Annotated in this window: 16 protein-coding genes and 1 riboswitch; of the genes, 7 read left to right on the plus strand and 9 right to left on the minus strand. The window is 72.8% G+C overall.

Translation table 11 applies throughout. The annotated features are described in order from the left end of the window. Positions 1-146: 146 nt before the first annotated feature. The 4 genes from SRB17_RS16150 to SRB17_RS16170 form a co-directional block, all read right to left on the minus strand. Positions 147-1091, minus strand: a complete 945-nt coding sequence (locus tag SRB17_RS16150; RefSeq protein ID WP_153539144.1) for a hypothetical protein — start codon at positions 1089-1091, stop codon at positions 147-149. Between the two features lie 118 nt (positions 1092-1209). Beyond that, positions 1210-2388 (minus strand): VWA domain-containing protein, encoded by a 1179-nt coding sequence (locus tag SRB17_RS16155; protein ID WP_228396081.1) that lies wholly within the window; start codon positions 2386-2388, stop codon positions 1210-1212. Further along, positions 2385-6020 carry a DUF5682 family protein gene (locus SRB17_RS46345; RefSeq protein WP_228396082.1) on the minus strand — a complete coding sequence of 1212 codons (3636 nt, stop codon included), beginning with the start codon at positions 6018-6020 and terminating at the stop codon, positions 2385-2387. Before SRB17_RS46345 ends, SRB17_RS16155 begins: the two co-directional genes overlap by 4 nt. After that, entirely contained in the window at positions 6017-7174 is a 1158-nt protein-coding gene (locus tag SRB17_RS16170) for an ATP-binding protein (RefSeq protein ID WP_228396083.1), read from the minus strand. The genes SRB17_RS46345 and SRB17_RS16170 overlap by 4 nt, the downstream gene beginning before the upstream one ends. 141 nt (positions 7175-7315) lie before the next feature. On the opposite strand from SRB17_RS16170, the gene SRB17_RS16175 reads away from it, so the two are divergent. Both SRB17_RS16175 and SRB17_RS16180 read left to right on the plus strand, forming a co-directional pair. Further along, positions 7316-8671: an SWIM zinc finger family protein gene (locus tag SRB17_RS16175; RefSeq protein ID WP_153539146.1), complete on the plus strand. Its 1356-nt coding sequence runs from the start codon at positions 7316-7318 to the stop codon at positions 8669-8671. Between the two features lie 188 nt (positions 8672-8859). Beyond that, positions 8860-10617 carry a DUF5691 domain-containing protein gene (locus tag SRB17_RS16180; protein WP_228396084.1) on the plus strand — a complete coding sequence of 586 codons (1758 nt, stop codon included), beginning with the start codon at positions 8860-8862 and terminating at the stop codon, positions 10615-10617. On the opposite strand, the gene SRB17_RS16185 is transcribed toward SRB17_RS16180, so the two are convergent. Continuing rightward, on the minus strand, positions 10599-11015 hold the full coding sequence (locus tag SRB17_RS16185; RefSeq protein ID WP_153539148.1) for a cobalamin B12-binding domain-containing protein: 417 nt from the start codon (positions 11013-11015) through the stop codon (positions 10599-10601). The two genes, SRB17_RS16180 and SRB17_RS16185, sit on opposite strands and share 19 nt — an antisense overlap. 225 nt (positions 11016-11240) lie before the next feature. On the opposite strand from SRB17_RS16185, the gene SRB17_RS16190 reads away from it, so the two are divergent. Further along, positions 11241-12092 (plus strand): esterase/lipase family protein, encoded by an 852-nt coding sequence (locus SRB17_RS16190; protein ID WP_153539150.1) that lies wholly within the window; start codon positions 11241-11243, stop codon positions 12090-12092. Between the two features lie 222 nt (positions 12093-12314). Continuing rightward, positions 12315-13865, plus strand: a complete 1551-nt coding sequence (locus SRB17_RS16195; protein ID WP_323375655.1) for a M23 family metallopeptidase — start codon at positions 12315-12317, stop codon at positions 13863-13865. Positions 13866-13908: 43 nt separating this feature from the next. On the opposite strand, the gene pcrA is transcribed toward SRB17_RS16195, so the two are convergent. Next, the gene (gene pcrA / locus SRB17_RS16200; RefSeq protein ID WP_153539154.1) at positions 13909-16401 is read right to left on the minus strand and encodes a DNA helicase PcrA; all 2493 of its coding nucleotides are present in this window, start codon (positions 16399-16401) and stop codon (positions 13909-13911) included. Between the two features lie 262 nt (positions 16402-16663). After that, positions 16664-16834: riboswitch (cyclic di-AMP (ydaO/yuaA leader) on the plus strand. 7 nt (positions 16835-16841) lie between these two features. Here pcrA and SRB17_RS16205 point away from each other — a divergent pair. Together SRB17_RS16205 and SRB17_RS16210 are read left to right on the plus strand one after the other, a co-directional pair. Next, positions 16842-18008, plus strand: a complete 1167-nt coding sequence (locus SRB17_RS16205; RefSeq protein ID WP_153539156.1) for a C40 family peptidase — start codon at positions 16842-16844, stop codon at positions 18006-18008. Positions 18009-18321: 313 nt separating this feature from the next. Then, positions 18322-19287, plus strand: coding sequence for a tellurite resistance/C4-dicarboxylate transporter family protein (locus tag SRB17_RS16210; RefSeq protein ID WP_153539158.1), 966 nt, complete (start codon positions 18322-18324; stop codon positions 19285-19287). Positions 19288-19290: 3 nt separating this feature from the next. Here the strand turns inward: SRB17_RS16210 and SRB17_RS16215 are convergent, their stop codons facing one another. After that, positions 19291-19644, minus strand: coding sequence for a hypothetical protein (locus SRB17_RS16215; protein WP_153539160.1), 354 nt, complete (start codon positions 19642-19644; stop codon positions 19291-19293). Between the two features lie 425 nt (positions 19645-20069). Between SRB17_RS16215 and SRB17_RS16220 the strand changes: the two genes are divergently transcribed. Then, the gene (locus tag SRB17_RS16220) at positions 20070-21134 is read left to right on the plus strand and encodes an NlpC/P60 family protein (RefSeq protein ID WP_323375657.1); all 1065 of its coding nucleotides are present in this window, start codon (positions 20070-20072) and stop codon (positions 21132-21134) included. A 193-nt stretch (positions 21135-21327) separates the two neighbouring features. On the opposite strand, the gene SRB17_RS16225 is transcribed toward SRB17_RS16220, so the two are convergent. Further along, entirely contained in the window at positions 21328-22071 is a 744-nt protein-coding gene (locus SRB17_RS16225) for a LuxR C-terminal-related transcriptional regulator (RefSeq protein WP_153539162.1), read from the minus strand. Then, positions 22068-23393 carry an ATP-binding protein gene (locus SRB17_RS16230; protein ID WP_194294043.1) on the minus strand — a complete coding sequence of 442 codons (1326 nt, stop codon included), beginning with the start codon at positions 23391-23393 and terminating at the stop codon, positions 22068-22070. Before SRB17_RS16230 ends, SRB17_RS16225 begins: the two co-directional genes overlap by 4 nt. Positions 23394-23484 lie beyond the last annotated feature (91 nt).

Raw genomic sequence — 23484 nt, forward strand, 5'->3', positions numbered from 1 at the left:
GTTTCCGTCCGGAGAGCGCGGAACGCCGATCGCGGTGAACGCTTCGACGGCCCGCGGCGACGATCACTGGGGGTCGGTCCGGACGGACGGGCAGACCTGTTCCGCCCCCGCGCGACAGGTCCGTGGCGGGGAGGTCGGCCTGATGCCTAGCCGGGGAAGACGGGGATGTCCCGGTACCGGTCCCGGGTGTGGGGCGCGTCGACGCGCGCGGCGGCGCCGGGCACGAGCCGCAGGGGCGCCCGGTCGTCGAGGGTGACGGCGTACGCGTCACCGTGGCGGGACGCACTGCCGTCGGCGGCCTGCTTGCCGAGCACGCCGTCGGAGTCTCCGGTGGGCGCGGGCCGGCCGGGGACGCCCACGGCGGCCCCGTGGCGCGCGAAGGCGTGCGCAACGGGCCGCGACACGGGGGCACACTCCAGGCCGTATGCGACGACCGGCGCGGATGCGCCGACGGCGTCACGGCCCAGGGCGCGGGCGTGCCGCTGCGTCTTCTGCTCCGTCGGAGCGGGCGCCGCGGTACCGCTGTACCGCTGCGGGCCGGACTCCGACGACTTCTGCTCCGGCGTCAGCTGGGCGGGTGCGTCCGTGACCTGAGCGAGGTCGGGCAGGGGCAGGGAAGGCGCCGAGGTCCGGGACCCGTCGACCACGGCGTGCGCGGCCGCGGTCTCGACGGTCCGCGAAACGGTGGTGAGCACGTCCCGCACGGGAGTGACGGCCTGTTCGCCGGTGCTGTGGACCTGAGTGGCAACCCGCTCGGTCGCCGCGCGGACCACCTGCACCGCAGATGCGTCCTCCACGCCCGGTACGGCCCGCACCGCCCGTACGGCCTGCACCGCCCGTACAGCGTGTACCGCTCGTACGGCCCGTCCCGCGTCCTCGTGCCCCGCGGTCCCCACGGCTCGCACCGATGCCGCCTGCACCGGCACCGGGGCCCCGTCGGCCGCGTGCGCCTGCTCGCCGCAGAGGAAACCCAGCCCGAACAGTCCGCCCACCAGCAGCACCAGTTGGAGCGCACGCCGCCCGGCCGCCGTACGCAGCACGCGCACGGTGGGACCAAGGAGGGCTGCTGGGAAGGTCAAGGAGCTGGACATCCTCGGCTCGGTACGACACGGGCTCCGCCGATCCTTGCACGCCACGCCCGAGACCACGCAAGCCCCCTGTTACCGATGGGTAGTCATGTCCCCTTTCCCGTCCCTTTCATGCGCGGCGTCACACCGTGTCCGGTATCGGCAGCGGCCGCTTCTCCAGTGCGGCCGCCATGACCTCGGGGAACAGGTCGGGCGTACAGGCGAAGGCGGGTGCGCCCAACGCGGCGAGCGCGGCCGCGTGTTCCCGGTCGTACGCCGGCGCGCCCTCGTCCGACAGCGCGAGCAGCACCACGAACTGCACCCCGGACGCCTTCATCGCCGCCACCCGCTTGAGCATCTCGTCGCGGATGCCGCCCTCGTAGAGATCGCTGATCAGCACGACCACGGTCTCGGCGGGCCGGGTGATCTGCGACTGGCAGTAGGCCAGCGCCCGGTTGATGTCCGTGCCGCCGCCCAGTTGGGTGCCGAAGAGGACGTCGACCGGGTCGTCCAGTTGGTCGGTGAGGTCGACCACCGCCGTGTCGAAGACGACCAGCCGGGTGCTGATCGACCGCATGGAGGCGAGGACCGCGCCGAACACGGACGCGTAGACCACGGACGCCGCCATCGACCCGGACTGGTCGATGCAGAGCACGACCTCCTTCTTCATCGACTGCGCGGCCCGCCCGTATCCGATGAGCCGTTCCGGCACGACCGTGCGGTACTCGGGCAGGTAGTGCTTGAGATTGGCTGCGATGGTGCGGTTCCAGTCGATGTCGTGGTGGCGCGGGCGGCTGATCCGCGCGCTGCGGTCGAGGGCGCCGGTGAGGGCGGCCCGCGTGCGGTTCGCGAGCCGCTTCTCCAGGTCCTCGACGACCTTGCGCACGACCGCGCGTGCCGTCTCCTTCGTCGTCTCCGGCATCGCCTTGTTCAGCGAGAGCAGCGTGCCGACCAGGTGCACGTCCGCCTCCACCGCTTCCAGCATCTCCGGCTCCAGCAGCAGGGCGGCGAGGCCGAGCCGGTCGATGGCGTCGCGCTGCATGACCTGGACGACGGAGGACGGGAAGTACGTGCGGATGTCCCCGAGCCAGCGTGCCACCGACGGCGCCGAGGCGCCGAGTCCCGCCGAACGGTCCCGTCCCGCCTGCGGCTTGTCCCCCTTGCCGTAGAGCGCGGCGAGCGTGCCGTCCATCGCCGCGTCCCGGCCGGACAGCGCGCATCCGGTGCCGTCTGCCTGGTCCCCGCCGAGCACCAGCCGCCAGCGCCGCAACCGCTCCCGCGCCGGGTCCTCCACCTCCAACGGCATCGATTCGTCCGTCATCCCCCCACCCCCGCAAGGCTGTTGTCCTCGGTCGTGTCACGCCGCGCCGCGACTCGCTCGCCGTCACCCGGCCCGACCCTTCCCACCTCAGGTCCCCCCAGCCCGGGCTCTCCCGCCCCGGAGATCCCCACCGCGAGGCACCCCGACCCTGGTTCCCCCGGCTCCGGATTCCCCGCCCCGGAAACCCCCGCCGCGAGGGTTCCCGCCTCTGGTTCCCCTGGCTCCGGATATCCCGCCCCGGGAGGCCCCGCCGCGAGGGTTCCCGCCTCTGGTTCCCCCGGCTCCGGATTCCCCGACCCGGGAGGCCCCGCCGCGAGGCACCCCGATCCTGGTCGCCCTGGCTCCGGACTTCCCGATCCTGGTCGCCCTGGCTCCGGACTTCCCGACCCTGGTCGCCCTGGCTCCGGACTTCCCGATCCTGGTCGCCCTGGCTCCGGACTTCCCGACCCTGGTCGGCCTGGCTCCGGACTTCCCGACCCGGGAACCCCCGCCGCGAGGATCCCCGCCCCTGGTTCCCCTGGCCCCGCATCACCCGCCGCGAGGATCCCCGCCTCTGGTTCCCCTGGCTCCAGATCACCCGACCCGAGGCTCCCCGATCCTGGTTCCCCTGGCTCCGGAATTCCCGCTCCGGGAGACCCCGTATCGGAAGTCCCCGTGTCGGCAGTCCCCGCCTCGGGATTCCCCCGCGCGGCCGGCTCGCACCCGGTCGCGCCACGCCGGACCGGGGCGCGCTTGGCCGATTCGCGCCGAGTCCTTTGACGCTCGGCCGAGTCTCGCGGGGCTCGGTCGGCCAGGCCGAGCAGCAGGTGCAGCACCGGCAGTACGGCGTCGGCGCGCTCGGTGTCCGCTTCGGCGCCGAAGCCGAGTGCCATGGCCCCGTCGGCCGCCCGGCCGGCCGACCGGTCTCCCGGGCCGCGCCGGACCAGTTCGCCGAGCGTTCTGCGCACTCCGGGCTCATACGCCGCGAACGTACGGCGGAGCAGCGGCAGTACGTCCGTGAACGCCTCCGCCGAGACCCCGGTCAGCCAGCCGTCCACGAGGCCGAGCAACCGCTCGTCGTGCACCAGCAGCAGCCCGCCCCCGCCGCCGACGAAGCCCTCGATCCAGGCGGCCGCGTCGGCTGGCGGCGTCCCGGGCGACAGCGCGAGCCCCATCAGCCGCGCCGCCTCATCGGCCGCCAACTCACCGTCGTCCAACAGCAGCCGCACCGCCCGCCCCCGCAGCACACCGGGCACGCGGTCACGCAACGACAGTGTCCGCAGCACCGCTCGCCAACGGCCGCGCAGATCACCGCGCCCGGCACCACCATCCCGACCGACACCGGCACGCCGTCCGGCCCCGGCACTCGCGGCGGGGTCTCCCGTCGCCAGGGCAGCGCCCCCGCCACCGGCACCACCCCGCGCGTCGGCACCGGCACGGTCACCGGGTCCGGCTGGGCCAACGGCACGCTCGCCCTCACCGCCCCTCATATCCGGGCCACCAGGATCACCGGCCTCGCCACCGGGACCACCGCCCGCACCCACACCGACACGCCCACCGGCATCCACGCCCGGCCCGGCTGCGCCACCGGCATCCGCACCCAGCCCGACCGAACCACCGGCACCGGCACCGGCACCGGCACCGGCACCGGCAGGCTCGCCCGAGCTCGGATCCGCGACCCCGCCGGCCCCGGCACCCGCTGCGGCCAGTGTCTCCGTCAGCAGTGCCACCGCCGTGTGCACGCCGTCCACATGGGCGCGCATCTCCTCCGCCGCGTCGGTGTCGAGCGCGGCGCACGCCGGGGGCAGGCCGACGAAGATGCGTTCGGCGAGGCCCGCGGCGACGCCGGCCAGCGCGCCGGTGTCGGTGCCGCGCACGTCGCCGTAGCGTAGGGAGCGGACCAGGGCGGGCAGGGCCTCGGCGAGATGGCCGACATCGGCGTCGAGCGCGGCCCGGTCGGCGAGGACCCGCATGACCACGGGCAGGGCGTCCGGCAGTCCGGCGAGCAGGCACTGCTCGGCGAGCGCGGTCACGTCGGCGAGCGTGCGCGCGGCCGTGGCGTCCGCCTCGGCCTTGGTCTGCGCCGCGCCCATTACGGTCGTCCCCCACACGCCCGCCTCGGCGACCCGCACCGACAACTCCGGCTCCCAGCGCAGCCGCCACGTCTCCCGGAACGTGCCCGTGCTCCCCCGTGAAGCCGCGGGCTCTCCCCAGCCGACGCCGAGCAGTCGGAGCCGGTGCAGCAGCCTGCTGCGGTCTGCGTCGGTGTCGCCCCGCAGATCCAGCTCCAGTTCGCGCTCCAGCGCCTCGGGTTTGAGCCGCAGCGAGCGCTGTTGCCGGGTCAGGTCCCGCTGCAGCGGCACCGCGGGCGCCGACTCCGGGACCTCACCGAGGACGTCCCCGACCACCAGCCGGTCGTGCACCAGCGCCAGCGGCACGTCCGAGCCGTCGCCCATCACCGCGCGCACGGCGTCGGTGGTCTCGCTCAGTCCCGGCAGCGGGCGCCCGCGCAGTGCCGCCAGGGTCTCGGCGAGCCGGACGGCCTCGATGACATGCGCGGAGGACACGAGCCGGTCCTCCTCGCGCAGCAGCCGCGCCACCTTGGTCAGCCACCGCTCGACCGGCCGGTCGGGGGCGTGGAAAAGATGGCGGTACCAGCCCGGCGAGTCGATGCCCGCGCCGTACCCGCTGGACCGGGCGAGCCTGCGGTGGGTCCAGGGCACCCAGGTCAGATCCGCCTTGACCTTGGGCAGCCCCTTCAGCAGGGACCGGTCGGCGGTGACCGTGGTCTTCTTCCGCAGCGCGGGGACGTGCCAGGCACCGCAGACCACGGCCAGTTGGTCGCCGTACTCCTTGCGGGCCGCGCGCAGCCGGAGCCGCATGTGCGCCTCGCGGACCAGGTCCCGGGAGTGCCCGCCGGCGCCGTACCGCTCGCGGAGTGCGTCCATCGCCTCCTCCAGCGCGGCGAAGGGGGCGAAGGGGTCCCGCTCCCCCGGGCCCCGGTGCTCGACCACGTCCTCCCACCAGCGTTCGGGATCGTCGTATCCGGCGGCCTCGGCGAGCACGGCGAGCGGGTCGACCCGGACCTGATCGCCGCCGTCCAGCCTCTCATCGCCGTCCCAGCCGAAGTCGCCGTCCCGGCCGGCATCGGCGTCGTCCACACTCTCATCGCCGTCCCGGTCCGCACCGGCATGCTGCGGGTCCGCCGCGGTTCCCTCGGCGCCGGGTCCGGCGGACGAGCCCGGTCCGGCAGGAACTCCCCTCTTCTCCTCCCCTTCCGCCCCCTTCTCCCCTTCCTCCCACGCGAGCGTGTGCGCGGCCGGCAGGTCGATGAAGTGGGCCGGGGCGCCGTGTTCCAGGGCCCAGCGGATCGCCACCCACTCGGGGCTGAACTCGGCGAACGGCCAGAACGCCGAGCGGCCTGGCTCGTCCACGGCATGGGCGAGCAGGGCGACCGGGGGCCTCAGCTCCGGGTCGGCGGCCAGCGGAATCAGCGCGTCGGCCTCGGGCGGGCCCTCGATCAGGACGGCGGCGGGCCGGGCTGCGTCCAGGGCGCCGCGCACCGCACGGGCTGAGCCGGGGCCGTGGTGCCGCACGCCCAGCAGCAGCGGTCCGCAGTCATGGGCCTTGGGCCAGCGGCTGTCGTCGGTCATGCGCTCACCTCCCGGCAGGCGCGGTAGAAGTCCGTCCATCCCTCGCGCTCGCGGACGACCGTCTCCAGGTACTCCTGCCAGACGACCCGGTCGGCCGCCGGATCGCGCACGACGGCACCGAGGATGCCGGCGGCCACATCGCCCGGGCGCAGCACGCCGTCGCCGAAGTGCGCGGACAGGGCAAGGCCGCTGGTGACGACGGAGATGGCCTCGGCAGTGGACAGCGTGCCGCTGGGGGACTTCAGCTTGGTGCGGCCGTCGGCGGTGATGCCGTCGCGCAGCTCGCGGAAGACGGTCACGACCCGGCGGATCTCCTCGATGCCGTCGGGCGCGGCCGGCAGGTCGAGGGAGCGGCCGATCTGCTCGACCCGGCGGGTGACGATGTCGACCTCGGCGTCGGCGCTCTCCGGCAGCGGCAGCACCACGGTGTTGAAGCGGCGGCGCAGCGCGCTGGAGAGGTCGTTGACCCCTCTGTCCCGGTCGTTGGCGGTGGCGATGAGGTTGAACCCGCGGACCGCCTGGACCTCCTGGCCCAGCTCCGGGATGGGCAGGGTCTTCTCGGACAGGATCGTGATCAGCGTGTCCTGCACGTCGGCCGGGATCCGGGTCAGCTCCTCCACGCGGGCCGTCATGCCCTCGGCCATGGCACGCATGACGGGGCTGGGCACGAGGGCGGCGCGGCTCGGGCCGTGCGCGAGCAGCTGCGCGTAGTCCCAGCCGTAGCGGATCGCCTCCTCCGGGGTGCCGGCCGTGCCCTGCACCAGCAGGGTGGAGTCCCCGCTGACGGCGGCGGCCAGGTGCTCCGACACCCAGGTCTTGGCGGTGCCGGGCACGCCGAGCAGGAGCAGGGCGCGGTCGGTGGCGAGCGTGGTGACGGCGACCTCGACGATCCGGCGCGGGCCCACGTACTTGGGTGTGATCACCGTGCCGTCCGGCAGGGTGCCGCCCAGCAGGTACGTCGCCACCGCCCATGGCGACAGCTTCCAGCGGGCCGGGCGCGGGCGGTCGTCCTGCGCGGCGAGCGCGGTGAGTTCGGTGGCGAAGGCGTGCTCGGCGTGCGGGCGCAGCGCCTGTCCGCTCCCGGATGCACCCTCGCCGTCGGTCGGTTCGGCGGTCGTCGGTCGCACGGACGCAGACGTGGCTGACGCAGACATGGCTGACATGGCTGAGGCCCCCTCCAGCTCGGCCGGTTCGGATCTGGCATCCACCGTGCACCACGCCACTGACAATCGCTCTGACCTGCACGAACGCCCGCTCCGGACGGATTGTCAGTGGCGGGGCCTACCGTCGGAGACATGACTGAGCAGGGGGTGCGCTGGACCGCGGACCAGGTGCTGTCACTGGCGCCTGACGCCGCGTCACGCAAAGCGGGAGGCAGGCTCGGCACGGCCGGTCCGTGGTCCGAGGCGGGGAGCGGAGAGAGGACGGTGTGGGGGCTGTGCAAGGGCAGCGGCAGCAGGCCGTACCAGACGGTGGTCGATCTCGCCGACGCGGCCGGACCGGCGTACAAGTGCAGTTGTCCGAGCCGTAAGTTCCCGTGCAAGCACGCGCTCGGACTGCTTTTGCTGTGGGCGGGCGACAACGGCTCGGTGCCGGCGTCCGCGGAGCCGCCGGACTGGGCCGAGCAGTGGCTCGTGGGCAGACGCACCCGCGCCGTGAGCAAGCAGAGCCGGAGCGAGAGAGGTCCCGGGAGCGGGTCCGCGGATCCGGAGGCGGCCCGGCGGCGGGCCGAGCGCCGGGCCGAGCGGGTCACCGCGGGCGCGACGGAGCTGGAGCAACGCCTCGCGGACCTGCTGCGCGGCGGCCTGGCCGCGGCCGAGCAGACGGGGTACGGCCTGTGGGACGAGACGGCGGCCCGCATGGTGGACGCCCAGGCGCCCGGACTGGCCGCGCACGTACGGGAGTTGGGGACGATCCCGGCGTCCGGTGCGGGCTGGCCGGCCCGGCTGCTGGAGGAGTGCGCGCTGCTGCACCTGCTCGACCAGGGCTGGCTGCGCCGCGACCGCCTGCCGGACGCCCTCGCGGCCACGGTCCGCTCCCGTCTGGGCCTGCCCGCCACGGCGGACGGTGTGCCGCTTCGCGACCGCTGGCTGGTCCTCGCCCAGTACGACACGGTGGACCCGAAACTGACGACCCGCCGGATATGGCTGCACGGAGCCGCCTCGGGCCGCACCCGGCTGCTGCTGTCCTACGGCGCGGCCGGCCGGGCTCCCGAGCTGTCCCTGCCGGTCGGGCTGGCGCTGGACGCGGAACTGTCCGCCTATCCGGGGGCGGGTCAGTCCCGGTCCGCCCTGGGCGAGCGGTTCGCCCCTCCCGCGCCGGCCGCGTTCCGTCCACCGGGCACCGGCACGGCCGAGGCGGCGGCCCGCTACGGCGCGGCGTTGTGCGACGACCCCTGGCTGGAGTCCGTGCCGGCGACGCTGGACCGGGTGATACCGGTCCCGGACGGCGACCAGTGGCAGCTCGCCGACGCCGACACGGACTCCGCCCTGCCGCTGACCCTGGCAGCCCGCTCCCGCCCCGGCCTGTGGCGGCTGGTCGCCCTGTCCGGCGGCGCCCCCGTCACGGTCTTCGGCGAGTGCGGCCACCGCGGCTTCACCCCGCTCACAGCCTGGCCGGAGGACTCGCGCGAGGCGGTGCCGCTGTGCTGACCGGCATGCCGAGAGAGGGCGGACACCTGCGGACTGGTCGGGGCCGCCGGCCGAGTGGGTGGTGGGTGGGCGAAACGGGGTCCAGGAGGCGGGGGCGGAGCCCGTGGACAGGTCTGGGGCGAAGCCCCTGCTACTGGCCTGCCGGAAGGCGCCGGCACTCCTCGGACGCTCCCAAGGAAGGAAACGCGATGAACGGCACGACCCCGACCGGCGTGACCACCACGGCACCCGCACGCTCCTGGGAAGACCTGGTCACCACTGCCCTCCTCGGCACCGACCGGCGCCCCGCCGCATACGCCGGATCCGGCCGGGAGGCACCCCTGGCACTGCTCGACGAGGCCGCCGTGGCGACCGTACGGCGGCGGGCCGGGCTGCGGCCCGCGCGGGCGGCGAGCCGGCCGGACCCGGCGCCCGAGGATTCCCGTCCGGCCCTGCCCCCCGCGGCGGCCCGCAGACTCACCGCGCTGCTGGCCGACCGTTCCGGTGGCGGAAACGGTGGCCGTCGGGGCAGCTCACCGGATCTCATGGAGCTGCTCCCACAGTGGCTCGCGGCAGCCAACGCGCACGGCTACGCGGCACCCCCGCAGACCCTTCCCGCCCTGCTGGACGCGGCCCGGGGCCGAACGGACCTGCGCCCGGCGGCGCTGGCGTTCGCGGGCCCGCGGGCGCCGTGGCTGGCCCGGCTGAACACGGACTGGCGCTTCGCGCTGCGCGCGGCTCCCGGCGGCGGTGCCACGCTGCCCGGCCCCGGGGACACCGAGGCGGTGCGCAGGCTGTGGCTGGAGGGATTGTTCGCCGAGCGGGTCGCCCTGCTGGGCGCGCTGCGCGCCGGTACGCCCGCGCTCGCGCGCGAGTTGCTCGCGTCGACCTGGCCGACGGAGCGGGCGGAGGACCGGCTGATGTTCCTCGACTCACTGCGCACGGGCCTGTCCGCCGAGGACGAGCCGTTCCTGGAGCAGGCGTTGGGCGACCGCAGCCGCAATGTACGGGCGACGGCGGCCGAACTGCTGTCGGCGCTGCCCGCTTCGGCGCTCGCCGCGCGCATGGCCGTACGGGCCGCGGCGTGCGTGGCCCTCGACCGCACGGGGAACTCGCCCGCGATCGCGGTGGAGGCGCCGCTCGAGTGCGACTCCGGTATGGAGCGCGACGGTGTGGTGGCCGCACCTCCCGCAGGCAGAGGGGAACGCTCATGGTGGCTGGGACAGTTGGTGGAGGCCGCCCCGCTCCGCACCTGGCCGGAACGGCTCGGCGGACGGACGGCGGAGGAGATCGTGGCCCTGCGGGTGACGGACGGCTGGCAGGGCGAGCTGCACGCGGCCTGGTGCCGGGCGGCGGTCCGGCAGCGGGACGCCGAGTGGTCGAGAGCGCTGCTCGGCTCGCCCTCGGCGCCGGAGGCCGGCGGGCCGGGCGCGGTGTCGCTGGCGGAACGCGCGAAGCTGCTGGCCGCCCTGGACCCGGCGGAACGGGCCGCGTGGGTGGCCGGGTTCATCGCCACGCACGGGCTGTCGGAGGCCTTCCAGCTGCTCGGGGTGTGTGCGGTGCCCTGGGCCGGACCGCTCGGCAGGGCGGTCGTGGACGCGCTGAACATCGCGCGGGACGCGGGCAATTACCCTTGGAGCTTCAGCGGGGTGATGGGACTGGCAGAGCGCTGCCTGGACCCCACGGAGGCCGCCCGGCTCGAGGCGCTGCTGGCGATACCCGACGAACGGGAGGACGCCGCGCCGGGAGCCGGGGGCTACTGGGCGGAGGCGTTCCAGCGGCTGGTGACCACGTTGCGGTTGCGGGCGGAGATGGCCCGCGAGTTGGCGCCGGCCGGCATCACCAGCCCGTCCGGAGTCCAAGGACGAGGCCGGCAGGCCGTCCGGGGGTCCGGGAGCCCAGTCCCCAGGGACGCCGGCCCCCGCTCACCGCAACCGTCGGCTCAGCCTCAGGAGGCGGCCGGCTGACGGACGTTCTCCCGCACCCACTCCACGATCGACGCGGTCGTCGCGCCCGGCGTGAAGATCTCCGCGACGCCCTTCTCCTTCAGCGGCGGGATGTCCTCGTCCGGGATGATGCCGCCGCCGAAGACGAGGATGTCCTCGGCCTCGCGCTCCTTGAGCAGGTCGATCACCGCCGCGAACAGCGTGTTGTGCGCGCCGGAGAGGATGGACAGGCCGATCGCGTCGGCGTCCTCCTGGATGGCGGTGTCCACGATCTGTTCCGGCGTCTGGTGGAGCCCGGTGTAGATGACCTCCATACCGGCGTCGCGCAGGGCCCGCGCGATGACCTTGGCCCCCCGATCGTGGCCGTCGAGCCCCGGCTTGGCGACGACCACGCGGATCGGACCGGCTGCCACACCCATCACTGCCTCCATCAAACGACCCCGGAAGCGGTCGCTTCCGTCCGTAACGACAAGTACCGCACTTTTGGCGCGTTCCGCCACCCGTCGCGAAGTGAACGAACGTTATCTCCAGCATCCCGCAACCGGCAGTTTTACGGTGCGCAGCGAGGGGGAAATCACATGGTGGGACATCAGGGCACACGGGGGACCGAGCCGTCCTCCGGCGTGCCGACAGGAGGTCGGCCCATGAAGGTCACCGGGGTACTGCCACTCTTTCTCCCGTTCTGCCGGCGCCTGTGGCCCGGCAGACTCGCCGGAATCTCCGTGGCGTTGCTGAAGGCGACCGCCCTCGAGGCCGTGATCCTGGCCGGCCACCTCCTGCTGTACCCGACCGGTCTCACCCAGGAGCGCCGCGCCCCCGCCCTGCCCGCCCGTGACGGCACCGCCCAGCTGCCGGTCCGGTCCGGCCCGCCGGTGGTGCTGCTGCACGGTTTCATCGACAACCGCTCGGTGTTCCTGCTGCTGCGCCGCAACCTCGCCCAGCACGGCGGGCAGCGCGTCATATCGCTCAACTACTCTCCGCTGACCTGCGACATCCGCACCGCCGCCGAGTTGCTCGGCCGGCACATCGAGGAGATCTGCGAGCGCACCGGCAGCGACCAGGTCGACATCGTGGGGCACAGCCTCGGCGGGCTGATCGCCCGTTACTACGTGCAGTGCCTGGGCGGTGACCTGCGGGTGCGCATCCTCGTGACACTGGGTACACCGCACTCGGGTACCAGCGCGGCGCCACTGGCCAACGCCCATCCGATCGTGCGCCAGATGCGGCCCGGTTCGGGGGTGATCGAGCAGCTGGCCCGGCCCGCGCCCGGCTGCCGTACAAGGTTCATCAGCTTCTGGAGCGACCTGGACTCCGTGATGGTGCCCCTGCAGACGGCCTGCCTGGAGCACCCCGACCTCGACGTGCAGAACGTCCGGGTGACCGGCATCGGGCATCTCGCCCTGCCCGTGCACCCGGCCGTCGCGGCCGGAATACGCGAGGTCCTCGACTCCCCGAGCCCCGGGGACCGGGTCGCCGGCGGTCTGACGGTGGCGTGACATATCCGGCGGCGGAGTGACGTACAGGTGACGAACAGTCGCCGTACATCGAACGCCAATCGAACTCTCGGCCAAACTCGTGTCCCGCGCCCCCCGAAACGCCGCTGAATGCCCGTTTACGGCGGGCGCGAAACCAGCCGAAGATTGTCGCGCCCAGGTACCGGCGGGTACAGTCACCGCACTGCTCTGGCAGCCCCTGTTGTCGAGGCGAAAGAGAAGTTGGTGAACGACCGTCACCCGTCGGGGACCATGACCTCCCCGGCCCCGGCTTCCGACGCCTCTGCCGCGCACTACGCGCCGTACGGGACGAATGGAGCCCCTTACGGCGACTTCACCACGTACGACGGCTACGGCACCACCGGATTTCCGGACGGCACCGGCACCTTCTCCGCGGACCCGCTCTTCGGCAGCATGCCCGGCGAACAGAGCACCGGCGCGTACGACAGCACGCAGTGGCAGACCGGCCAGGCCCTGAGCCACGACCCGTACGCGGCCCAGCACCACGCCGCCTACGACTCGGGCGCCTACGACGCCACTGGCTGGACCATCCCCGCTCAGGCGACGGGCAACGACATCAGCGGCCAGTGGGACGCCGGCGCCTGGCTGCAGCCCGACCAGTCCGGCATCGCCGAACCGACCCAGCAGTGGGCGTGGGGCACCCAGACCTTCGAGTCGGGCACGTTCGACGCCACGCAGTGGAATTCCGGCGGCCAGACCGTGCCGGCGGAGGCCGAGCAGGCCGGCGAACCGTTCGACCAGCCGGCCACCGCCCTGTTCGACCAGGTCGGCGGCCCGCAGGCGACCGCGGCCTTCCCGCAGGTGCCGTACCAGCACCAGGGGCCGTACGCGGACGACGCGCCCTATGCGAACGACACGTCGTACGAGGGCGATACGCCGTACACGGACACGGCCTTCGACGAACCGGGGGCCGGGGACGACGAGTCGGTCACCACGGGTGAACAGCCCGGCCCCGCCCAGCTGCTGGACGAGCAGGAAGAAAGCGCGCCGGCGCCCCGCACCGGCGCGCGAAGTGCCGCACGCTCCCGCCGTCGTACGACCGCCAAGCGCTCCGCGCTGCTGACCGTCGCCGTGCCCTCCGCCTGTGTCATGGGCGTTGCCGGGATCGCCGCCGCCTCGGTCGGCGCGCTGACCGACGACGGCCAGGACACCACGGCCTCCGCCCCGGACGCGCACACGGTCAAGGCCTCGGTCGCCAACAGCAGGCTGGACACCCAGCTCAACACCCTGTCCGCCGGCGCGCACGACTTCGCCGACCGGGCGAGCCGTACGCAGGAGCGGATCGACCTCAGGAACCAGCAGGAGCTGGAGAAGAAGAAGGCCGCCGCGGAGGCCGCGCTCAAGGAGCGGCTGCGCCCCAAGTTCGTGCTGCCGGTCACGCAGAAGGGGCTCAGCGCCTACTTCGGCCAGGCCGGTGTGAACTGGATGTCCGTGCACACGGGCATCGACTTCCCGGTCGCGTACGGCACCACGGTGATGGCCGCGACCGACGGCGTCGTCTCCACCAAGTGGAACAGCGCCTACGGCAACATGATGATCGTGACGGCGAAGGACGGCACGCAGACCTGGTACTGCCACCTGTCCAGTTACCGCGTCCCCGCCGGGACGTCCGTCAAGGCCGGCCAGCCGATCGCCTACTCCGGCAACTCCGGCAACTCAACCGGTCCGCACCTGCACTTCGAGGTACGGCCCGCGGGCGGAGCGGCCATAGACCCGCTGCCGTGGCTGCGCAGCCACGGCCTCGACCCGACGTAGGGTCCGGGGGCTTCCCGCCCCCCAGTCCCCTACGGCTTCTCCCCTACAGCCTCTCCACCGGCGCGTACCGCAGCAGCAGCCGCTTGGGCTTGGCGTCGCCGAAGTCGATCGTCGCCTCCGCGTTCGCGCCCGTGCCCTTCACGGCGACGACCGTGCCGAGCCCGAACTGGTCGTGGGTGACCCGGTCCCCGACGGCGAGGGCGACCACCGGCTTCTCCGTGGTGCGCCGCGTGGCGAACCCGGAGGCGCCCGACGCCGAGGAGCGCGAGCGGGTCGAGGACAGCGAGGCCGCGATCCCGGAGGCCGGGCCGGAGGACACCGGCGCAGCCCCTCCCGTCCGCTTCCAGTCCACATGGGTCGCCGGGATCTCCTCCAGGAAGCGGGAGGGCGGGTTGTACGACGGCTGGCCCCAGGCGCTGCGCAACGCCGACCGGGTGAGGTAGAGCCGCTCCCGCGCGCGCGTGATGCCGACGTACGCCAGGCGCCGCTCCTCCTCCAGCTCCTTGGTCTGGCCGAGGGCGCGCATGTGCGGGAAGACACCGTCCTCCATGCCGGTCAGGAAGACGACCGGGAACTCGAGGCCCTTGGCGGTGTGCAGGGTCATCAGGGTGATGACGCCGGAGCCGTCCTCGTCCTCGTCGGGGATCTGGTCGGAGTCGGCGACCAGGGCGACCTGCTCCAGGAAGTCCGCGAGCGTGCCGGTCTCTCCCTCGGCGCGCTCCTGCTCGAACTCCAGGGCCACGGCCGCGAGTTCCTGGAGGTTCTCGATGCGGGTCTCATCCTGCGGGTCGGTGGAGGCCTGCAACTCGGCCAGATAGCCGGTGCGTTCGAGCACCGCCTCCAGGACGGTCGCGGGGCCCGCGCCGGACTCGACGATCGTGCGCAGGTCCTCCATCAGCGTGTTGAACCGCTTGACGGCGTTGGTGGAGCGCGCGGCCATGCCGTACGCCTCGTCCACGCGCTTGAGCGCCTGCGGGAAGCTGATCTTCTCGCGCTGGGAGAGGGCGTCGATCATCGCCTCCGCGCGCTCACCGATGCCCCGCTTGGGAACGTTGAGGATGCGGCGCAGCGGCACCGAGTCCTCGGGGTTGGCGAGGACGCGCAGATAGGCCAGGACGTCCCGGACCTCCTTGCGCTCGTAGAAGCGGACACCGCCGACGACCTTGTAGGGCAGGCCGACGCGGATGAAGACCTCTTCGAAGACACGGGACTGGGCGTTGGTGCGGTAGAAGACGGCGACATCGCCCGCCTTCGCCTCGCGCGCGTCGACCAGGCGGTCTATCTCGTCGGCGACGAACTGTGCCTCGTCGTGCTCGGTGTCCGCGACGTAACCGGTGATCCGGGCCCCCTGGCCGGCGTTGGTCCACAGGTTCTTCGGACGGCGGGACTCGTTGCGCTCGATGACCGCGTTGGCGGCGGACAGGATGGTCTGCGTGGAGCGGTAGTTCTGCTCCAGCAGGATCGTCGTCGCGTTCGGGTAGTCCTCCTCGAACTGGAGGATGTTGCGGATCGTCGCGCCCCGGAAGGCGTAGATGGACTGGTCCGCGTCACCTACGACGCACAGTTCGGCGGGCGGGAGGTCGTACTCGCCGGGCGGGGTGTCGGCCTCCTCGGCGGAGGGCTCACCCGTGCCGACGAGTTCGCGCACGAGCGCGTACTGGGCGTGGTTGGTGTCCTGGTACTCGTCGACGAGGACGTGCCGGAAGCGGCGGCGGTAGTGCTCGGCGACGTCCGGGAAGGCGCGCAGCAGGTTGACCGTCGTCATGATCAGGTCGTCGAAGTCGAGCGCGTTCGCCTCGCGCAGGCGCGACTGGTAGAGCGCGTAGGCCTGAGCGAGGGTCTTCTCGAAACCGTCGGTGGCCTGGGCGGCGAAGTCCTCCTCGTCGATCAGCTCGTTCTTCAGGTTGCTGATCTTCGCGCTGAACGACTTCGGCGGGAAGCGCTTGGGGTCGAGGTCCAGGTCACGGCAGACCAGAGCCATCAGGCGCTTGCTGTCGGCGGCGTCGTAGATGGAGAAACTGGAGGTGAAGCCCAGCTTCTTGCTCTCCCGGCGCAGGATGCGCACGCACGCGCTGTGGAAGGTCATCACCCACATCGCGTTCGCGCGCGGGCCGACCAGCTGCTCGACGCGCTCCCTCATCTCGCCCGCGGCCTTGTTGGTGAAGGTGATCGCGAGGATCTGGCCCGGATGCACATGCCGCTCGGCGAGCAGGTGGGCGATGCGGTGGGTGAGCACGCGGGTCTTGCCCGAGCCGGCACCGGCGACGATGAGCAGCGGGGAGCCGGCGTGCACGACCGCGGCGCGCTGGTTGTCGTTCAGCCCCTCCAGCAGGGCCGCCGAGTCGAGGGCAGGACGTGGGGCGCCGTCGCGGTAGTACACGTCCCGGTCCTGCGGCACGTCGAACTTCCCGCCGAACAGATCGTCCGGAACCGGCTCCGGAGCATGATCGTCCTCGGGCGGTGGCGGGGGCTCCTCCTCGCGCCCGCGAGGGGCCTGGAGGTCCGCCAGGAAGCTGTCGTCAAAGAGGCTGCTCATCGCTCTACGAGTCTAGGGCGCCCCACCGACAACCGGTCGCCGTCCCCGGAACATGGCCGGTCCGGAACGGAGTTGATCTTAACCGCCCGACGGGCCCGCGACCTGCTCACGCAGGGGAACCGTGCGATGACACAGAGAAGAAACCCGCCTCAGGTCACGAAAATGTATCGGACATATCACGCACCAACCTTCACAGGAGTCACACGAGTTGGCTAGCGTGCGTGCGGGCCGTACGACCCCTACCGGCGAGCCTCGCCGGGTCGCGCGGCCTCCGCCGAGTCCGGCGCGCCGCGCATGGCGCCCGGAGCCGGGGACCCACCGACTTTGGGGTGAATCGGTCGGCTCCCATCCGGGACGCCGCCGTAGGGCAACCCTTCCGAACCACCGCCCGAACCCGACAGCTAACCCGGTAGGCGGCCCATTGGAAGGAGTCGCCTCCCTTGGCGTCGCACCGCAAGCCGCGCCCCGGCGGGACCATCGGAACGGGCCTTCGCACCCCCGCCCTCGCCACCGCCGCCCTCACCTCCATGGCCGTGTTCTCGCAGACCGCAGAGGCCGCCCCGAGTACCGATCACGCCAAGCCGAGCCTGGAGGAGGTCGAGAAGAAGGTCGACGAGCTCTATCGCCAGGCGGAGTCGGCGACCGAGAAGTACGACGCGGCCAAGGAGCGGACCGGCAAACAGCGGGGCCGCGTCGACGCCCTGCGCGACGACGTCGCCCGGCGCACCGCACGCCTCAACAAGGCCCGCGAGGAGCTGGGCTCCTTCGCCGCGGCCCAGTACCGCACCGGCGCCGCCGCTCCCGACACGGCCACCTTCCTGCTGGCCAATGACCCGCAGGACTACTTCGACCAGACCCAGCTGATGGGCCGGCTGACCTCGCGGGAGAAGAGCGCGGTCGACGACTACATCGGCGAGCAGGCCGCGACCATGAAGAAGCGGCGGCAGGCCGCGGAGAGCCTGCAGACGCTGACCGACTCCCAGCACGACCTGCAGACCGCCAAGGCCACCGTGCAGAAGAAGCTGGCCTCGGCACGCGAGCTGCTGTCGCAGCTGACGGCCCAGGAGAAGGCGCGGCTGGCCGCCATCGAACGGCAGAAGGAGCAGGAAGCGGCGCGCAAGGCGGCCGAGCTGGCGAAGCAGCAGGCGGCTCAGCAGCAGGCCGACTCGTCGTCCGCGTCCACGGGGTCCGGGTCCGGTTCGGCGGGGTCCGGCTCGACGGGGTCCACCACCGCGTCCAGCTCCTACGACACCAAGGCCGAGAAGGCGATCGCCTTCGCCCGCGCGCAGATGGGCAAGCCGTATGTGTGGGGCGCCACCGGGCCGGACTCCTACGACTGCTCGGGCCTGACCCAGGCCGCCTGGAAGGCCGCCGGCGTCACGCTTCCGCGCACCACGTACGACCAGGTCAACGCGGGTACCACGGTCTCACTCGCCGACGCGCGGCCCGGCGACCTGGTCTTCTTCTACGACGACATCAGCCACGTCGGCATCTACATAGGCAACGGCATGATGATCCATGCCCCGAAGCCGGGCGCGTACGTCCGCGAGGAGTCCATCTACTACGGCGGCGAGTCGATCATCCACAGCGTGGTCCGCCCCGGCTGACCGCCGGCCCGGCACAACGGCGCGCCTCTGCCCTTCCCGCTCCACGCGCGCGTGCCGCCGCATCGGATGTGCACACGCGCGTGCGGGAGTCGTGGGCGCCGCGCCCGGGGCCGCCGACTCACAAGCCCGTGCACGGCGTCCGGGCACCCGCGCCCCGCGCGCCGCCTTCCCTGTCCCGACGTCCCGCGCGCGGCCTCCCCACCCCCGGAGCCGCGCCCTCTCCCTTGCCCCCACGCACGCGTACCGGCGTTTTTGCTCTTCACGCGCGCGTGCCCTTCCGGAGGGGACCGCACGGCTGCCTAGCATCGGGCGCATGCCCGGCATCTCAGGTCCACGCGTGTGGTGGGCGGAGCCTTCCCCCGCGGCCGGGGCCGCCGTGATGGCGACCGGCATCGTGTCGGTGGGGCTGCACATGACCGGCGACGAGACGGTCTCCCGGGTGGTGCTGGCGATGGCGTGCGTCGCCTGGGCCGCGCTGGCCGCCGAGTTCGTACTGCGGCTGGTCGGTGACCGGCAGCGCTGGGTGACCGAGGCGGAGAGTCCGGGCGGGCTCACCTCCGTCGCCGCGACCACGGTGCTCGGTACCCGGATCTCGGCGGTGGGCGCGCAGACCGCGGCCGAGGCCTTGCTGGCGCTCGCGGCGCTGCTCTGGCCGGTGCTGCTGGTCCTGGTCGTACGGCGCTGGAGGCGGCGCATGCCGGGGGCGGTGTTCCTGTGCTGCGTGGCCACCGAGGGGCTTGCCGTACTGGCCGCCACGCTGGCCACGGCCGAGCGCGCGGCGTGGCTCGCGCACACCGCGCTGGTGCTGTTCTGGCTGGGTCTGGTGCTCTACGTCCTGGCGCTGACCCACTTCGATCCACGACAGGTGCTGGAGGGGGCGGGTGACCACTGGATCGCGGGCGGGGCGCTCGCGATCTCGGCGCTGGCCGGGGCGAACCTGCTCATCGCCGGGGACGCCGGCATGTACCTGTGGAACGCCGACGACCGCGGGGTGCTGCGGAACGTGACGGTCACGCTGCTCGTGCTGGATCTGGTCTGCTACGTCGTACTGCTGGCCGCCGAGGCGGCGCGGCCCCGGCCCGGCTACCACGTGCTGCGGTGGGCGACGGTGTTCCCGATGGGAATGACGGCGGTGGCGACGTTGTCCGTCGACACCGCCCTCGGCGTCCCGTGGCTCACCTTGCCGGGACGGGTGCTGCTGTGGGCGGCGGTGGCGGTGTGGCTCGCGGTCGCCGCCGGTGCGCTGCTCGCGGCCCGCACTGGCGAAGGGGGCGGTTGACCGTCAGGTCCACAGGACGGCGATGAAGATGTTCGCCATGGTCAGCAGGCCGACCAGCCCGAACGCGCCCTTGTCGATCTTCTCCTCGTCGCGCTTCACGTAGACCAGCCCGAGGATCACGATCAGCACCGCCAGCTTGACGCCGATCTTGACGGTGTTGACGTGGTGGTCGTCGGCCTGGTTGAGGCCGACCAGAGCCACACCGGTGACCAGCATGGTCAGCGCGCCGTGCAGCATCGCGGGCACGAACCGGGCCGTGCCCTGGCCCATCGCCTTCATCTGGGTGAGGAAACCGCCGAGCAGCGCGGCGATGCCGATGATGTGCAGGCCGACGAAGAGATGGATGAGTACGTCCATGGGCTCGGAGCCTAACCAGGGGCCCCGGGGCCTCCTGCCACCGGCCCCCGGTCACAGTGGTCGGCGACGGCGGGGTGATCTTGCATATATGCGCCCCATAGCACCCCACGCCTCCCGTCCGTCCCGCTTTCCGCGCTTCGGTCACCTCGCCGTGTGAAGGCGACGACTCCGGAACGGCCATGCGGTCACTTGCGGTCACACCCCGATCGCTCGAGGCCAGTTCCGTACACTGCGTTACCCACTCGTCACAGTCGGGCCTAGCGTCCTCCCCCAGGTGACCGGCTTCCCACCGCCGCCCGGGCCAGGGGCGGCCGTCGGCCACCACCGCCGAGAAGGGTCCGGCGGTGACCCGCTTCCCCTGTGCGGGCCGCCGCCGGACGGACCTCTCGGGCGTGCGAGTCGTACGGAAGGACGTGACGGTCCAGGTGGCAGCGCACCGTAAGCCCCGGCAACGCTCGATGGGCGGCCATACGGCCCGCACCGCCGCCACGCTCGCCCTGGCGGGCGCGGCCACCGCGACGGGGTTCGACGGGACCGGACACGCCGAGCCACAGCTGACGCCGGCACAGGTGAAGGCCAAGGTGGACAAGCTGTACCAGGAGGCGGAGGCAGCGACCGAGAAGTACGACGGGGTGAAGGAGAAGGCGGACACGACGCAGCGGCGGCTGAACGCGCTGCGGGACGAGACCGCCCGCAAGCAGCAGAACCTCAACACCGCCCGGGACGCGCTGGGTTCGTTCGCGGCGGCGCAGTACCGCGAGGGCGGCTTCGCGCCGACCTGGCAGCTGGCCCTGTCAGGCGACCCCGACCGGTATCTGGACGACGCCGCGTTCATGGAACGGGCCGACGACCGGCAGGCCGCCGCCGTGTCCCGGGTGCGCGGACAGCTGCGGGAGATCGAGCAGTTGCGGGGCGCGGCACGCCTCGAGCTGACGTCGCTGCGGTCACGGCAGGCCGAACTGCAACGGCAGAAGAAGACCATCAACGCCAAGCTGGACGAGGCCCGGCGGCTGCTGGCGGGACTCACTCCGCAGCAGCGGTCCGAGGTCACCGGTGACGGCAGCGCACGAGGCCGTGCATCCCGCTCGGCCTCGGACACCCGGGACCCGCTGGAACAGGCCGGGTCGGCCGCGGCCCCGAACGCGCGCGCCGAGGCCGCCGTCGAGTACGCCTACGCCAAGCTCGGCAGCCCCTACGTGTGGGGCGCGGCCGGCCCTAACGCCTTCGACTGCTCGGGCCTGGTCCAGGCCGCCTACCGCTCCGCCGGCATCTCCCTGCCCCGCACCACCTACGCCCAGATCGACGCGGGCCGCCGTGTCTCCCGCTCCGAACTCGAGCCCGGGGACCTGGTGTTCTTCTACTCCGGCATCAGCCACGTGGGCATCTACGTGGGCAACGGGCAGATCATCCACGCCCCGAACCCCTCGGCCCCGGTCCGGCTGGCCCCGGTCGACCTGATGCCGTTCGCGGGGGCGACCCGGGTGTCCTAGGCCCTGTCGTCAAACTCCAGCCGTCCGCCCGAAGGGCGGGCCCTGCGGCGTCAGGTGCGTGCTCTCGGCGTGCCGGACCCTGGCCCTCGTACTGGATGTACTTGGGCCTGGGTCCGGTGCGGCGAGAGTGCGTGCATGGCGTCGCGGGGCAGGAGGGAGTTTGACGACAGGGCCTAGGGCGGGCCCGTAGGGGTCAGACCAGCCGACGCGCCGTCGCCCAGCGGGTCAGTTCATGGCGGTTGGACAGCTGGAGCTTGCGCAGGACCGCCGAGACATGGGACTCGACCGTCTTCACCGAGATGAACAGCTGCTTGGCGATCTCCTTGTAGGCGTAGCCACGGGCGATCAGGCGGAGCACCTCGCGCTCGCGCTGGGTGAGGCGGTCCAGGTCCTCGTCCACGGGCGGAGCGTCGGTGGAGGCGAAGGCGTCCAGGACGAACCCGGCCAGGCGCGGGGAGAAGACGGCGTCGCCCTCCTGGACGCGGAAGATGGAGTCGACCAGGTCGGTACCGGTGATGGTCTTGGTGACATAGCCGCGGGCGCCACCGCGGATCACACCGATCACGTCCTCCGCCGCGTCCGACACGGACAGCGCGAGGAAGCGCACGGGCCGCTCGGCGTCCGCCATCAACGCCGCGCACCGGCGCAGCACTTCGACGCCGCCGCCGCCCGGCAGATGGACGTCGAGGAGGACCACCTCGGGCCGGGTGGCGGTGATGACCGTGACCGCCTGGTCGACGTCCGCGGCCTCGCCGACCACCTCGACGCCGGTCTCGGCGGTCTGCCCGATCTCGGCCTGGACGCCGGTGCGGAACATCCGGTGGTCGTCCACGAGCACCACCTGTACGTGCCGTCCGCCCGCGCCGCCGTCGGCAGCTCCGGGCCCGGTCCCCTCGGGGACGCCCGCCGTGCCGTTCGCCTCGGTCGCGTCGCTCATGACGTCTTCTCCGCCCTCTCCATCTCCAGCTCGACCTCCGTGCCGCCGCCCGGCACCGACCGCAGCCGGGCCGTGCCGCCGTTGCGCTCCATGCGGCCGATGATCGATTCTCTGACGCCCATCCGGTCGGCGGGTATCGAGTCCGGGTCGAAGCCGGGGCCACGGTCGCGCACGGACACGAAGACCGTCCTCCCCTCGACTTCGGCGTAGACCTGTACGGCACCGCCCTCGCCACCGTACTTGGCGGCGTTCACCATCGCCTCGCGCGCGGCCTGCATCTGCGCGCCTGTCCTCTCGTCCAGCGGGCAGTCGCCGACGACGACGACCTCGATGGGCACACCGTGCTTGTCCTCCACCTCGGCCGCGTTGCGCCGCACCGCCTCGGCGACCGTGTCCGGCTCGTCGGCCTCGTCCTTGCCGGTGCCCTCCGGCTTGTACAGCCAGGTGCGCAGGTCGCGCTCCTGGGCTCGGGCGAGGCGGCGCACCTCGTTCGCGTTGTCGGCGTTGCGCTGGATCAGGGTGAGGGTGTGCAGCACGGAGTCATGGACGTGGGCGGCGACCTCCGCACGCTCCTGGGCGCGGATGCGCATCAGGCGTTCCTCGGACAGGTCCTGGGTCATGCGGACCAGATACGGGCCGGCGAGCAGCGTGATGCCGACGAGGACGGCGAGGGCCGCCTGGAGGACCGCGCCGAGATGGGCGGCCGAGCCCTGCAGCCAGAAGATGGCGGACACACCGGCCGTGACGAGCAGGACACCCCCGGCCGCGCGCAGCAGGGTGAGGGTGCGGCGCCGGCGGCCGGCCTCGACCCAGCGGGCCCGGCGGGCGTTGTCCGCCTGGCGCCAGACGAGGGCGACACCGGCCGCTACGAGGACGGCGGGCAGCAGATACGCCTTGGCCGCGCTGGTCAGGTTCACGCTGCCCACGAAGACGATGGACACGATGACCATGAGGAGCAGCGCGACGATCTGCCCACGGTCCGGCTTGCGGGCCACAAGTCTGCGGCGGCCGCCGGCGCCGCTCTCGGTGGCGACCAGCGCAGGCTTGTGGTCTCCGACGCCGCCGACACCGAGGGGGACGAAGAACCAGAACGCCGCGTACAGCAGCGCGCCGAGACCGTTGGCCATGAACAGGCCGACGAACGCGAGCCGGACCCAGATGACAGGCAGCCCGAGATGCCCGGCGAGACCCCGCGCCACTCCGCCGAGCCAGCGTCCGTCGCTGCTGCGGTAGAGCTTGCGCGGCGGCCGCGGGTCGTCGACTGGCAGGCTTGCGGCTTCCGGCATGCCAACGATGGTCACATGCCCGGCGGGGCCGGGCATCAGGGTCGGCCCCCGAGACACCCCTGATCTTCCTCGGGGCCGGTCGGGGAGCGCCGGACAGGGCCGGCCGGGGGCGGCTCGAACGGTTCCC

Source organism: Streptomyces sp. RB17, assembly GCF_009604455.1.
GTDB lineage: Bacteria > Actinomycetota > Actinomycetes > Streptomycetales > Streptomycetaceae > Streptomyces.